The sequence below is a fragment of the Mesorhizobium sp. P2_E7 genome, from assembly GCF_056403855.1.
Window position 1 is genome coordinate 83,677 of record NZ_JBFUER010000008.1, and the last position, 13,923, is coordinate 97,599.

Here is a 13,923-nt window from a genome sequence, read left to right on the forward strand (position 1 = left end):
TGTCACTTCGGCAGCGGCGTGGTGACACCCTTGACATGCCAGTCCATGGCGACGATCTCGGCCACGGTCATCGTCTTACCGGCGGGCACGCCTTCGCTGCCGTCGGCCTTGGCGATCGGACCGGCAAAGGGCGAGAAACTGCCGTCGGCGATCTTGGCTTCGACTTCCTTGATCTTGGTCATGATGTCTGCCGGGATGCCCGGGTTCCAGTCGACGACTTCGACGACCTTGTCGCCGACACCCAAGAAGGCGCTGGCGCCCTTGAAGGTACCGGCAAGGTGGGCGTCGACCGAGGCTTTGAAGAAGGGCGACCAATCGGTCGCCACGCAGCCGAGATAGGTCTTGGGCGCGTATTTCTTCATTGACGAGTTGAGGTTGAAGGCGGGGATGCCCGCCTCCTCGCAAGCCGCAACGACCGAAGGCGTGTCCTGCGCGTTGGAGAAGATGACGTCGCATTTCTGCGCCAGCAGCGCCTTGGCGGCTTCCTGCTCCTTGGCCGGGTCGAACCAGGAGTTCACCCATACGATCGAAACCTCGACATCGGGCTTCACGGCTTGCGCACCCAATGTGAACGCGTTGATTGATGTGATCAGTTCGGGAATGGCGAAGGCGGAAACGGAGCCGAGCTTGCCGGTCTTCGAAAGCGCGGCTGCCGCCATCCCCATCAGATAGGTGCCCTGGGAGTATTGTGCCGCGAAGGGCGAGAAGTTCGGCGCCACCTCGAAACCGGAAGCATGCAACACGGTGACGTCGGGATTGCGGCGCGCGATCTGCAGGGCGCCGTTCTGATAGCCGAAGGAGCCGGCGATGAGGACCTTGTTACCGTCCGCGACCGCCTTGTTCATGATGCGGTCGGCGTCGGGACCTTCCTGAATGTTTTCGAGGATGGTGACCTTCACCTTGTCGCCGTAGGCCGCCTTGACCGGATCGAGCCCGTCGGCCAGCGCACGGCCCCAGCCAACGTCGCCAACCGGCGAGGGGACCACCAGCACGATGCCCAGTGGTCCGTCGGCGGCGAGCACGCGGCTGCCCACCGCGGCGACAAGCCCGGTAGCTGCAGCGCCCTTCATCAATGTTCTGCGGGTAAGATTTGTCAGCATGTCGGTTCCCCTTGCTTTTGGTTTTGGTTGCTAGAATTCCACGGTGGCGAGCGCCGCCTCGGCTTGCGCGAACAGCCTTGCCTCGTCGAGCCCCGGGAACTCTCCCCGTGCCCAGACGATGCGGCCGTTGATCATCGTCATGTCGGTCGGCGCGCCGATGCCTACCTTGGCCAGCAGGCTCAGCGGATCGTGCCGCGTGCCGACATAGTCCATGCGCCGCGTGTCGATGGCGAACAGGTCGGCGGCCATGCCAAGCGACAGCCTGCCGATGTCGCTGCGCCCGAGCAGCGCCGCGCCCCCGGTCGTTGCATAGCCGAGAAAATCGCCAGGCGGCGGAACCGGGTGGTCACGTGTCGACGCCGACAGGCATTGCAGCATGTAGGCGGAATGGATGCAGTGCATCAGGTTGGAATTGTCATTCGAGGCTGCACCGTCGCAACCCAGCCCCACTCTGAGCCCGAGAGCCGACATCGCCGGTATGTCGGTGATTTCGGCGCCGACGAGATAGACCGGCTCCGGGCAGTGCGCGACGCCGGTGCCAGTGGCAGCCAACTTGCGCAGTTCGTCATGGGTCAGCTCCCAGCAATGGGCATAGAAGGCATCCGACCCGCAGAAACCTATCTCCGCGCAATAGTCCACCGTGCGCAGGCCGTGGCGGGCTTGCATCACCGGGCTTTCGCCTTCGCCGACATGGGTGTGCATGCGCACCTTGCGGTCGCGCGCCAGGGTCACCGATTCCACGAATGTCTCGCGATAGCAGTTGACCGGCTGGCACGGCGCGACGACGACCTGGCGCATGCTGAACCTACCGTCATCGTGATAGGTATCGATCAGCCGGGCGCAGTCGGCGATGAACTCGTCCGTCGTTTCCAGCATGGCGTCGGGAATGGTCGAGCCTTCCGACTTCGGCAGCGTGTTGCCGCCACGTCCGGCATGGAAGCGCATGCCAAGCAGTTCGGCCGCCTCGAACTGCCGGTCGATGAGCCTTTTGCCGGCATGCCGCGGAAAGCAGTACTGATGGTCGAAGGCCGTGGTGCAGCCGTGCTTTATCAACTCCGCCATGGCCGTGACCGATGCGTGGTAGAAGCACTCCTCGTTCAGCCGAGAAAAGATGGGATAGATGCGGTCGAGCCATTCGATGACCGACAGCTTCGTCCAGTCCAGGTCAGCGCGGTTGCGCACGAAACACTGGAAGAAGTGGTGATGGGTGTTGACGAGGCCAGGATAGACGAACCAACCGGTGGCGTCGTGGGCGACGGTCCCGACAGGCAGTTCCCCTTTGTCCAGGCCCTCGCCGATGGCCCGTACAGCCGCGCCGTCGGTCAACACGTCGACGTTGCGGCGGATGCCCGGACCGTTGCCATCGTCCACGATCACCGCGGCGCAGTTCTTCAACAAATAGCCCGCCACGTCAGGCCTCGCCTACTTCAGGGACGGGCTCGGGCTTGAGCTCGTGCAGCCGATGGATGCCGGGCATCTCGATGAAACCCTCGATGGCGCGGATCGCCCGCGACCAGAGCCGGATCGCGGGATAGGGATCGAGCGAAACGCCCCCGTCGGGCGCCAGCGCCACATAGGGAAAACAGGCGATGTCCGCGACCGTCGGCCGGTCCAATGCGAGGAAGCGCTGGCCGCGGATACTCTGTTCTACGAGACCAGCTTCCAATTCGCGCAGGGCCGCCGTTCCCTGTCCCTGAAGGGCATCGATGTTGCCCGGGCGCAGCAGCATCTCGTGCAGGCGCGCCGCCCCCAGGCTTGCGGTCAGCCGATGCGAGAAAGAAATCCACTGCTGGACGCGCGCCGCATGTATGGCAGTATCGTTGCCCAACCATTGCGGTGCCGCCGTCGCGGCAAGGTAGACAAGCATGGCCGAAGATTCGGTCAGGACGAGGTCGCCGTCCTCGAGGATCGGGATCGAACCCGCCGGATTTAGTGTCATGAGTTCCGGACCGCGATGCTCGGCGCCGGGATGAAAATCGACGGGCCGGATGCTGAGCTTCACTCCTACCAGCGCGGCCATCAGGCGCACCTTGTAGCAGCTTGGCGACAGCACGTAATCGTAGAGCTTCATTGCGCCACCAGTTGCGCGCCGTAGGTGTAGCCATGGCGCTTCAGCCAGCGCCGGTAGGCAACCGAAGTCAGGTCGGCTCGCGTGGGTATCTCCATGCCGGGGTCGAGCGGCAGCAGCCCTGGTATCTGGTTTTCGAGGATCGACCGGTCCTGGACAAAGATCGTCTGCTGGAAATGGATCAGGTCCGTCATCGGCGTCTCGTCGTCGAACAGCGCCATCCATGGCCACACGTTACACAGGTCTTCGGCAAGCGGCTGCACGAAAAGCGTAATGACGTCCCATTCGCCCGGGCGCGGCGGGCAGGTCTTGTAGAGGATTGAGCAGGTCGGCGCGGGCACGCGATACATATATTCCGTCGTTATGCCGCCTTCCGCCGATTTGGCGGCCTGCGGCTGGTAGAACTTCACCTGGGTCGCCCAAACCTCGTCTTCGTCCTCCCGGATCTCGACCTTGTAGTTCTGGACCTCTGTGTGCGGTTCGGAGCCCAATATATCGGTATGGACGAACGGAAAATGAGCAATGTCCAGGAAGTTCTCCACGGCGCGCAATGGCGAGCAGCGCACGCGAACCACCCCGACATCGACGAGCCGGCGGCCGGGCTGATCGGCCTCGGGGATCGCAAACAGCGGCTTTTGCGGATCACCGAGCGATGACCAGACATGACCATAGCGGATGCAGGCCGGCAGCGCGCGTTCGTTGCGGCCCGTGACCTTCGCGTTTCCGTCTTCGCCGCGCCTCACCACGATCGGCTCGCCCATCAGGGCCGTCTTGCGTCCATGCACATCAAGCTGGCTGGCGAGGCCGACCGGATACCATTCGTCGATCATCGCGTTACGGGTCATTGGGCGATCCCGCTGCGCGAAATATGCTCGGCCGCCCGTCGCAGCGCCTCGGCGGCCCTCGACGCGGCGATACGCTGGGTCGGATTGCTGTCTTCGTCCACCAGAACATGCATCAGCGTCCGCGCTTGCCCTTCGGGGGCAAGCAGCAGCTGGACGGTCTGGGCATTGTGCGTGTAGTCGAGCAGGCCTGCGGCGGACTTCGTGCCCGCGGCCGCCTCCAGCGCCGCGATGTCCGTTTCCGCCATCATCGAGCGCAGGGGGGCAAGGCCGTCGAACCGCGGCGGCCCGGCGGCGGGTTCGCCAGCGGAAATCCATATGATACCGTCGCCGTCCTCAACGGGCTGCATCGCGACACGAATCGTGTCCGGCGGCGTCAGTCCCGGATGGGCCGGGATGCGCAGGCAGTTTCCCTCCCGGGCATAGCTCCAGCCGTGATAAATGCAGGACAGGGTCTCACCGCGCACGAAGCCGTGGGAAAGGCGCATTCCGCGATGGGGGCATCTGTCGGCAAAGGCCGCCGCACGGCCGGAGCGGCTTCGCCAAAGGGCAACCGGTCCGGCTGGCGATTGCGCCGGCATTACGGTTCCCGCCGGCAAGTCCGCAGAGAGGGCAATAGGCATCCATGAGCCGGTCGGATAAGGCGGCATACATCAACTTTCAAACAACACCAGTATCTTCCCGCGCGCAGCTTCGCGGTCAAGGATATGCTAATAGACCGGGTTACGTTTGCACAACATTTCCTCACTGGCAACAATGCCCAAAAAAGGTGCATGGTGCCTTTGGCGGGCAGAGGCCGCAGGCCGGAAACTAGGCCGATTCGCTCTCGATCGGCGCCCGGCGGATGGCTTCGACCCAGACATCGATTGGTCCAAGAGAGCACCCCATCTCCATCATGTCGATGAGCTCGGCCGGACCGGCAATGTCGAGTTCGATGCGGTCGGGACCGGCAACGCATATTGCCTGCGCGAGCCCGAGCTTGGCGGCGTGACGCTCGATCCACGGAAGGAAGGATGCCGCCTCGACATCGCCGAGGATCGTCATGCGCTCTCGCCAGGAATAGCGATTTTGCTCGCTCATAGAACCTCGGCAATGAAACAGATTAATTATATACCTATCTACATTGTGCTCAATCGCTGAAGCACCTTTGGGCGCGAGTTCTTGCGACGTTACAGCGACCGTTCCCGGGCAGCGCCATGTCAACGGCGGGAAGTGGCCGCACCAGCCACTACAGGGCAATCGGGATGACGGTACTTTTCGAGGCGACGAACACACCTCGTCGAAAGCCGAAAGTGCAGAAATCGCCCGATTGGTGCCGATAGTTGGTGAAACCTCAAAGTATTTTTTGCGGCGATTTTCCCTTTAAAATCAAAAGCGTAACTTTTTGACGGGCCAAGCGTAGGCTTTCGGTGCTGCAAGCAAGAAAAACCCAGCTAGATCAATGACCTAGCTGGGTTGGAAACAATCGAGTGGGATTGAGCGCTCCGCGCCCGGACGGATCTGCAGCAGTTTCGTGACGCCCGCGAACCGCGGACGGCCAGTGTTTGTGCCTTTTGCGGTCTACTTGGCAGCCCATTTACTGAAGCGCATCATGGGACGCGCTACGGGTCGGTTCGTCGAGGGAGCGACCGCCTCTTACTCCGCTGCCGAAGCGGTCAAGTCGGAACGCGGCCGCCAGCCGAGTACCGGCGCGACATTCGCGATGACGTCGCGGATGATCTGCTCATATTCATGCTGCTCAAATTCATAGGGAAGTTCGAGCCGCAATTCGTCCACCTTGGCCAGCACCGGGTCGCTGGCCAGTTGCTCGAGTATCTGTTCGGACGTGCCGACGATGTCGCGGGCAAACAGCGTGCGGCGTTCGCCATGTGCCTTCAAGGTGCGTTCGTGGCGTCCGGCCGCATAGTCGGCATAGCGTTTCCGTGTCCGCGCATCAGCGCTGTCGAACGGCACGATCACCCGTCCCAGCGCTACGCGCCCTTGCCTGTTACTTTGCTGGGCAAAATAGGTCTCCAGCTGGTGTAACTGCGCTTCGAAGAAATTGCCGGTTCCCTCGCCGGAGGTGACGTTGCCGATCAGCAGGTTGAGACCGTTGCGCCCCGTCCATTCAACCGATCGCAGCGAGCCGCCGCCATACCAGATTCTGTCGAGCAGCCCCGGCGCGTGCGGCTGCAGGCGAGGGCGCACGCGGCCGCCGGGAAATTCGATGATCGCGCCGGGCTCGCCGATCGGATCGCCGCGCAGATTGTTGACGAAGCGCAAGACGCGCTCATGCGAGAAATCGAAACTCCGCCAGTCGCCATCGAAGACAAGCGGCCCGAGAACATCGGCATGCGGCGGGAAGCCGGCACTCAGGCCGACATTCAACCGGCCGCGCGACAGCACGTCGACGGTCGACAGGTCCTCGGCCAGGCGGTAGGGGCTTTCATAGCCGATCGGGATCACCGCCGTGCCGAGTTCGATGCGGCTTGTGCGCTGCGTGGCGGCGGCCAGGAACGCGGCGGCAGACGAGATGCCCGGCTCGAGATGGCGCTGCCGCACCCAGGCGCCGTCATAGCCGAGCCGCTCGCCGAGCTCGAACAGCTGCAGCGTTTTCTCGAGCCCCGAATGCGGATCGCTGTCAGGGTAGTTGCCGGGTGTGAGAAAGGCGAGCCTGCGGATGCTGCGCGAGATTGACGTCAAGGCCGCTGCCTCCCTTCCATGCCTGCGCCTAGTACTTCTTCAGCCCAGGCGGATTGGTCCGCGACTGCGCGATCTGCTCGTCGGTCAGGCTCCATCGCGCGAGCGCCTTGGCATAGGTCCCGTCCTTGATGGTTTCGTTGAGCGCAGCGGTGATGATTTCGGCGATGCCGCTATCCTTCTTGGTGGTGACGCCGACATCGGTTGTCAGCGGCCAGCCGGCGTTGACGGTTCCGACCGACCGAGTTTCACCGGTAAGCGCTGCCTGATAGGCCTGAGCCGAATTCATCGAGAAGATCGTGTCGGCGCGGCCGGAGCGGATTGCCAGGCTGGAGGCAGCGGTATCCTCGAGATAGATGATCTCGACAGGCTTCAACCCGGCTTCGACATCAAGCCTGCTCCATTCAAGAATGATCTTTTCCTGGATCGTGCCGGCATCGGTGATGACGCGCAGCCCGGCAATGTCCTTAGGTTCCTTGATCGCGGTGATCGGGCTGTCGTTCCTCACATAGAAGCCGTGCAGGCCCTGCCGGTAGCTCGAAAAATCGTACTTCAGCTTGCGCTCTTCGGTGACGCCGACATTGCTGATGACGGCGTCGTATTTCCCGGACGCCAGCCCGAGCGGCCAATCTTCCCAGGCCACGGCGACGAGATTGAGTTTTCGGCCGAGCTTGTCGGCAATCAGCTGGGCGATATCGGGATCGGCGCCGATGACGGTTGCCGCATCGGTGGCGTAGGTGGCAACTGGCGGCGTCCCGCCGGGAGCGATGCCAACCGTCAAGACGCCGTCCTCGACGAATTTGAAACGCTGCGGGATCGACGCGATCAGGGCCGGGTCCTTCTCGGCGCGCGGGCGGGCGGACTGTTCGGGGCTGAGGTCGAAAGGCTCCGACGCAAGCGACACGAGGGAGGCCGCCAGAAACGCCGAAATGCCGATGACGGCCTGGATGGCTTTGGTTCTCAAGAGCATAGGATTTCCAATTGTTTGCGGTGTTGTCTGGGTATTTCGTCGGCGCGCCTGCATGGCTGAAGAGGCGGACGCCGATGGCGTCCGCCTCCAACGTGTTTCGGCTCAGCTGTTGGGCTTCGGCAGGCCGGGCGGGTTGGTGTGCGACTGGTCGATGGCCTCGGCGGTCAGGCTCCACTTCTTCAGCACTTCGCCATATTTGCCGCTGGCGATCAGCTCGTTGATGGCGAGCGTGATGGCGTCGGCCAGGCCGCTGCCCTTGCGCGTCGCCACCGCGATCTCGGCGGTCAGCGGCCAGCCGCCGCTGACGATGCCGACCAGCTTGGTCTTGCCGCTGACGGCGGCGGCGTAGGCGAGTGTCGCATTGGGGTTGAACTCGGCATCGGCGCGGCCCGACTGGATGGCGAGCTGGCTGGCGGCAGAATCGTCATAGTACTGCACCTCGACAGGCTTCAGCCCGGCCGCGACATTCTCGCGGTCCCACTCCAGCAGCACCTTTTCCTGGTTGGTGCCGGCGCCGGTGATCACCCTCAGGCCAGCGACATCCTTCGGCTCCTTGATCGAGGTGATCTTGCTGTCGGCCTTCACATAGAAGCCGAGCACATCTTGCCGATAGGTCGAGAAGTCGAACTTCTCCTTGCGCTCTTCCGTAACCGTCACATTGCTGATCACGGCATCATATTTCCCAGAGGCAAGGCCAAGCGGCCAATCGGCCCAGGCGACTGGAACGAGGTCGAGCTTCAGCCCCAGCGTTTCGGCGATCAGCACGGTGATATCAGGATCGGTACCGACTACCGTCTTGGCATCGGTAGCATAGGTGCCGACGGGCGGATCCCACGGATGGGTGGCGATGGTTAGATATCCCTCCTTGGCGAACTTGAAATTGGGCGAGATCGCCGCCGCTGCCTTGTCGCTCTTTTCGGCGTGGATCCGGCCTGGCTGCTCCGGGGTGAGATCGAATTCCGCCGCCTGGGCGACGGAGGTGAAAGCGATCGCCGATAGGACCGCGCCGAACGCGAGGGATATAGGCTTCCTGTACAATGTCATGGGTCTCTCCTTGCATGACGGACGTGCGGGGTTGACGCTCCCGATGGGGAGCCTGCAAAGCCGGCGGTTCGCACATGGCGCCGGCACGTTTTGCTGAAAGTCCGGGCGCTAGAGAACCTTGGCGAGGAACTCGCGCGTGCGTTGGTGGGCGGGCGTTGTGAAGACCCTGGCCGGCGTCCCGACTTCGAGGATCTTGCCACCTTCCATGAAGACGATGGTGTCGGCGACTTCGCGAGCGAAGCCAATCTCATGAGTAACGATCACCATCGTCGTGCCGGAGGTCGCCAGCTCCTTGATGACATCGAGCACCTCGCCGACGAGTTCGGGATCGAGCGCCGAGGTCGGTTCGTCGAAGAGCAGCACCTTCGGCTTCAGCGCCAGCGCCCTGGCGATCGCGACGCGCTGCTGCTGGCCGCCGGACAGATGCCGCGGATAGGCGTCGGCCTTCTCCGGCAGGCCGATGCGGGCGAGCAGGTCCCGCGCCAGCTCAATCGCCTCGTCGCGCGAAACACCCTGCACCGAGACGGGCGCCTCGATGATGTTTTCGATCACCGTCAGATGCGGGAAGAGGTTGAAGTTCTGGAACACCATGCCGATGGCGGCGCGGCGGCGGCGAATGGCCGCTTCCTTGAGCTCGTAGAGCGTATGGCCGTCACGATGGTAGCCGACCAACTCATCGTCGATGGTCACGAACCCGGTGTCGGTGCGCTCGAGATGGTTGATGGTGCGCAGCAGCGTCGACTTGCCGGCACCGGACGGCCCAATGATCGCCGTCACCGAGCCCGGTGCCAGATCGAGGTCGACGCCATCGAGCACTGTGAGTGCGCCGAAGCGCTTGGAGACGTCACGGATTTCGATGCGCCCGACACCGCGCAGCGCCAGTTTTTCGCCGGCGGTGACCAGTGGCTTGCGAACCGACACAGCTGGCGCCGTGAAGAGGGGCGCGGGCGTGGCCACTGGTGCTGTGCGACGGCCGGTCAGGAAGGCAAGCACGCCGGGCAGCAGTGGGCCGGACGGCGTGCGCACGGCGCCGCGCGAAAAGCGTCGCTCGATGCCGAGCTGGATGATCGACAGCACGCTCATGATGATCAGGTACCAGATGGTCGCCACCATCAGGAGCGGGATCACTTCCAGATTGCGCTTGTAGATGACCTGGACGGTGTAGAAGAGCTCGGGCAAAGCGAGCACGTAGACCATCGAGGTCGACTTGGCCAAACCGATCATCTCGTTGAAGCCGCTGGGCAAGATGGCGCGCATGGCTTGCGGCAGCACGATGCTCAGCGCCTGCCGGCGCCGCGACAGGCCGAGTGCGGCTGCGGCCTCATGCTGGCCCTGGTCGACGGAGAGAATGCCGCCACGGATGATCTCGGCCGAGAAGGCGGCCTGGTTGAGGCTCAAGCCGACCACCGCCACCCAGAACGGGGTGAACATCTCGACGGTGTTGTACTGCGCAAACAAAAGGCCAGTGAACGGCACGCCGACATCGATGGTCGGATAGAGATAGCCGAGATTGTTGAGGACGAGCAGCAGCACGATCAGCGGGATGGAGCGCAGCAGCCAGATATAGGCCCACGAGACGCCCGACAGTAGCGGCGAGGCGGAGACGCGGGCGAATGCGAGCAACGTCCCCAGGAAAAAACCGAGTGCGGAGGCGAGCACGGTCAACAGCAGCGTTCGGCCAAGGCCGACTAGCACGGGTTCGGAGAGGAAGAACCGGGCAAAGACATCCCAACCCCATCTCGGATTGGTCAGAATCGATTGCAACGTGAAGAAGATGAGCACAACGGCAACGACAGTGCCAACGACGCGCCAGGGATGCCTGGCCGGCACCACCCTGTAGCCATGACGGTCCGCGGGGAGCGGTATGGTCCTGGGAGAAACTGCCTCGCCTATGTCGGCCGTCACTGTCATGGGTCGCCGTCGCTCCAATGGAGTAGTATTTCGAGAGAGTAATTTATCTGTATAAGTAAACCTGGATGACCCTAGCGATCACAAGATATATTACACGACTTTTGTTTTTATATTTTTAGAGTTCGGGAGTTTAATCATCTATCTTATTCAGGTTTCGTGGGTACGTTGCCGCGCTTGATCGCTGAATCAGCTTGCCTTGCGTTCCAGCGCGTTCGGCCCGAATTCCAGAGTCAAGCCGCTGATGTCCTTTTCGAATGGCAGCGTGCCGTGGATTTCCGGGTCGACGGCGGTGTCGAAAAGCGCGGTGTAGCCGTCGCTGAGATAAAGCCCGGCCGCCTCCGGCTGCCGGAAACCCGTGGTCAGATAGAGCCTGGTGTAGCCCTGGCGCGCGGCCTGCAGTTCGAGTTCGGCCAGCACCTTGCGTGCCAGTCCCTGACGGCGCAGATCGATATGCGTCCAGACGCGCTTCAATTCGGCGGTGCGTTCGTCATAGCGCTTGAAGGCGCCGCCGGCGATTGCCACGCCGTCGCGCGTCAGCAGCACGAAGTTGCCATGGGGCGGCGCGAAGAGTTCGGCGGGGTAGCGACGCATCTCCTCGCCGGGTTCGCCAAAGTGGTCGCCGTAGCGGGTCGTATATTCCCAGGTCAGCGCTTCGATGAGGGGTGCTGCGCGCGGATCGATCGGGGTCGTGTAGAGAAAGCTGTCTGTCATGGCGTGGGCCCTGTTGCCGGCTCGCTTGTCCGCGGAGCCTCGTTCGCGGCGAGATAGTCCTGGACCAGCGCCACCCAGTAGCGTGCGGCGTCGGGGAGGATGTCGTCGTTGAAGTCGTAGTTGGGGCTGTGCAGGTCGGCGCTGTCGCCATTGCCGATGAAGAGATAGCTGCCCGGTCGCGCCTCGAGCATGAAGGCGAAATCCTCGCTGGCGGTGATCAGCGGGAAATTGGTCTCGATCCGCTCGGTGCCGAAATGCCGGAGCGCCACCTGGCGGGCGAATTCGGTCTCTTCCAGGTGATTGACGAGGGTGGGATAGCCGCGCGGATAGTTGACCTCGGCGGTGGCGCCATAGCTTTGCGCCTGTGCCTGGGCGAGTGCGATGATGCGTGTGCGGATCTGCTCGCGTACTGTCTTGCTGAAGGTGCGGATTGTGACTTTGAGCTCGACGCTGTCGGGTATGACGTTGGCGGCGATGCCGCCATTGATGGTGCCGACGGTGACCACCGCCGTCTCCAGCGGGTCGACATTGCGCGACACGATCGTTTGCAGCGCCATCACCAGCGAGGCGGCGGCGACTATGGGGTCAACTGCATGGTTGGGCCGCGCGCCATGGCCGCCCTTGCCGACGATGCGGATGATGGCGAGGTCGACGGAAGCCATGGCCGGACCGCTGAGGAAGGCGAACTGCCCCGCCGGCACGCCCGGCCAGTTGTGCAGGCCGAAGACAGCGTCGACCGGGAAGCGTTCGAACAGCCCGTCGGCGATCATCGCCCTGGCGCCGGCGCCGCCTTCCTCGGCGGGCTGGAAGATCAGGCGCAGCGTGCCCGAAAACTTCCGCGTCTCGGCAAGATGGCGGGCGGCAGCCAGCAGGATCGCGGTGTGCCCATCATGCCCGCAGGCATGCATGACGCATGGATTGGTGCTGGCATAGGGCAGGCCGGTCGCCTCGACGATCGGCAAGGCGTCCATGTCGGCGCGGATGCCGATGCTTTTCTCGCCGAGCCCATTGCGCAGCGTGCCGACCACGCCGGTGCCGCCGATATTTTCAGCGACGTCGTAGCCCCAGGATCGCAGACGTTCGGCAACCAGCGCGCTGGTCTTCCTCTCCTTGTAAGCCAGCTCCGGCTCGCTGTGCAGCTTGCGGCGCAGGGCGACGAATTCGTCCACGTGGTCGAGGATCGCCGCTTCGGTCGTGATCGACTGCGGAGGAGCCTGAAAGCTCATCAGGCGGCTTCCTCGGTGGCCGTGGGAGAGGCAGCCTGCGCATAGCGGCTTTCTTTGAAAGGCAGCCCGAGATGATCGCGCAGCGTCGTGCCGATCTGGCTGCGGGCGTGACGGCCACGCTTTTCCAGAATGGGCAGGACATGCGCTTCGAAGTCGTCGAGCCCGGACGGGATGACCTGGAAACCGAGCACGAAGCCGTCGGCCGCTCCGCCATCGACCCAGCGGACCAGCCGGTCGGCGATCTTTTCGGGCGTGCCGATGAATTCGTTTCGCGACGTCGCCGCGTCCAGTGCGACTTCGCGCAGCGTGAGTTTCTTCTCCCTGGCGACACGCTTGATGCGATCGGTGGTGGAGCGAAAATTGTTCTTGCCGATGTCGCCCAGCTCCGGGAATGGATCGTCGACCGGGTAGGCAGTGAAATCATGATGGTCGAAGAAACGGCCGAGATAGAGCAGCGCCTCGTGAACGCTGACGAGGTCGCGTATCTCGCGATATTTGCGCTCGGCCTCCTCTTCCGTCGAACCGACGATCGGGGCGATGCCGGGGAAGATTTTTATGTGGTCGGCCGAGCGGCCATGCGCGACGGCGCTTTCCTTGAGCCGGCGCGACAGCTCGCGATTTTCCTCGAAGGCGGCGGCGTTGGCGAAGACGGCATCGGCATGCTGGCCGCCAAGCGAGATGCCGTCATCCGAGCCGCCAGCCTGGAAAAGCACGGGCTGTCCCTGCGGTGAGCGGCCGAGATTGAGCGGCCCTTCGGCTGAATGGAACCTGCCTTTGAAGTTCAGCCGGTGCATCCTGGAGAAGTCGGCATAACGGCCGGCCTGGCGGTCGCGCACGAAGGCATCGTCGTCCCAGGAATCCCACAGGCCCTTGACGATCTCGATATGCTCGGCGGCGATCTCGTAGCGCAGCGCGTGTTCGGGATGCTTGTCGCGGCCGTAATTTTTGGCCGAACCTTCGAGCGGCGAGGTCACCGCGTTCCAGCCGGCGCGGCCGCCGCTGACGGTGTCGATTGAGCCGAACTGCCGGGCGACGGTGAACGGATCGCTGTAGGAGGTGGACAGCGTGCCGACGAGGCCGATGCTCTTCGTCGCCACCGCCAGCGCCGACAAAAGCACGATCGGCTCGAAGCGGTTGAGGAAATGCGGGATCGACTGCTCGTTGATGTAGAGTCCGTCGGCGACGAAGGCGAAGGCAATGCCCGCTTCCTCGGCCTGGCGCGCGATACGCACGTAATAATCGAAATTGGTGCTGGCGTCGGCGGGCACGCTCGGATGCTTCCAGGCATTCATGTGGCCGCCCGGGCCTTGCAGCATGATGCCGAAGGGAATTCGTTGATTGCTCATGACGGCAAGCTCCTTGGATTTGTTTC

At 63.2% G+C, this 13,923-nt stretch carries 13 protein-coding genes; all 13 read right to left on the bottom strand.

Features of this window, described 5'->3' with window-relative positions; genetic code table 11:
• Positions 1-2: 2 nt before the first annotated feature.
• The 13 genes from AC1DYC_RS28000 to AC1DYC_RS28060 all read right to left on the bottom strand — a co-directional run bounded on the left by AC1DYC_RS28000 (position 3) and on the right by AC1DYC_RS28060 (position 13,897).
• Complete coding sequence (locus AC1DYC_RS28000) at positions 3-1,097, bottom strand: BMP family ABC transporter substrate-binding protein (RefSeq protein ID WP_477411040.1); 1,095 nt, start codon at positions 1,095-1,097, stop codon at positions 3-5.
• 33 nt (positions 1,098-1,130) lie between these two features.
• Positions 1,131-2,510, bottom strand: coding sequence for an amidohydrolase (locus AC1DYC_RS28005; RefSeq protein ID WP_477410937.1), 1,380 nt, complete (start codon positions 2,508-2,510; stop codon positions 1,131-1,133).
• Between the two features lies 1 nt (position 2,511).
• Positions 2,512-3,171, bottom strand: coding sequence for a glutathione S-transferase family protein (locus AC1DYC_RS28010; protein WP_477410938.1), 660 nt, complete (start codon positions 3,169-3,171; stop codon positions 2,512-2,514).
• Positions 3,168-4,013: an aromatic ring-hydroxylating dioxygenase subunit alpha gene (locus tag AC1DYC_RS28015; RefSeq protein ID WP_477410939.1), complete on the bottom strand. Its 846-nt coding sequence runs from the start codon at positions 4,011-4,013 to the stop codon at positions 3,168-3,170. The genes AC1DYC_RS28010 and AC1DYC_RS28015 overlap by 4 nt, the downstream gene beginning before the upstream one ends.
• Positions 4,010-4,660, bottom strand: coding sequence for an aromatic ring-hydroxylating oxygenase subunit alpha (locus AC1DYC_RS28020; RefSeq protein WP_477410940.1), 651 nt, complete (start codon positions 4,658-4,660; stop codon positions 4,010-4,012). The genes AC1DYC_RS28015 and AC1DYC_RS28020 overlap by 4 nt, the downstream gene beginning before the upstream one ends.
• Positions 4,661-4,820: 160 nt before the next feature.
• Positions 4,821-5,090, bottom strand: a complete 270-nt coding sequence (locus AC1DYC_RS28025) for an acylphosphatase (RefSeq protein ID WP_353019029.1) — start codon at positions 5,088-5,090, stop codon at positions 4,821-4,823.
• A 555-nt stretch (positions 5,091-5,645) separates the two neighbouring features.
• On the bottom strand, positions 5,646-6,692 hold the full coding sequence (locus tag AC1DYC_RS28030) for an LLM class flavin-dependent oxidoreductase (RefSeq protein ID WP_477410941.1): 1,047 nt from the start codon (positions 6,690-6,692) through the stop codon (positions 5,646-5,648).
• Between the two features lie 28 nt (positions 6,693-6,720).
• Positions 6,721-7,659 carry an ABC transporter substrate-binding protein gene (locus AC1DYC_RS28035; protein ID WP_477410942.1) on the bottom strand — a complete coding sequence of 313 codons (939 nt, stop codon included), beginning with the start codon at positions 7,657-7,659 and terminating at the stop codon, positions 6,721-6,723.
• Positions 7,660-7,761: 102 nt separating this feature from the next.
• Positions 7,762-8,703: an ABC transporter substrate-binding protein gene (locus AC1DYC_RS28040; protein ID WP_477410943.1), complete on the bottom strand. Its 942-nt coding sequence runs from the start codon at positions 8,701-8,703 to the stop codon at positions 7,762-7,764.
• Between the two features lie 108 nt (positions 8,704-8,811).
• Positions 8,812-10,614, bottom strand: coding sequence for an amino acid ABC transporter permease/ATP-binding protein (locus tag AC1DYC_RS28045; protein ID WP_477410944.1), 1,803 nt, complete (start codon positions 10,612-10,614; stop codon positions 8,812-8,814).
• A 186-nt stretch (positions 10,615-10,800) separates the two neighbouring features.
• Entirely contained in the window at positions 10,801-11,325 is a 525-nt protein-coding gene (locus AC1DYC_RS28050; RefSeq protein WP_477410945.1) for a GNAT family N-acetyltransferase, read from the bottom strand.
• Positions 11,322-12,551 (bottom strand): M20 aminoacylase family protein, encoded by a 1,230-nt coding sequence (locus AC1DYC_RS28055; RefSeq protein WP_477410946.1) that lies wholly within the window; start codon positions 12,549-12,551, stop codon positions 11,322-11,324. Before AC1DYC_RS28055 ends, AC1DYC_RS28050 begins: the two co-directional genes overlap by 4 nt.
• Positions 12,551-13,897: an LLM class flavin-dependent oxidoreductase gene (locus tag AC1DYC_RS28060; RefSeq protein ID WP_477410947.1), complete on the bottom strand. Its 1,347-nt coding sequence runs from the start codon at positions 13,895-13,897 to the stop codon at positions 12,551-12,553. Before AC1DYC_RS28060 ends, AC1DYC_RS28055 begins: the two co-directional genes overlap by 1 nt.
• Positions 13,898-13,923 lie beyond the last annotated feature (26 nt).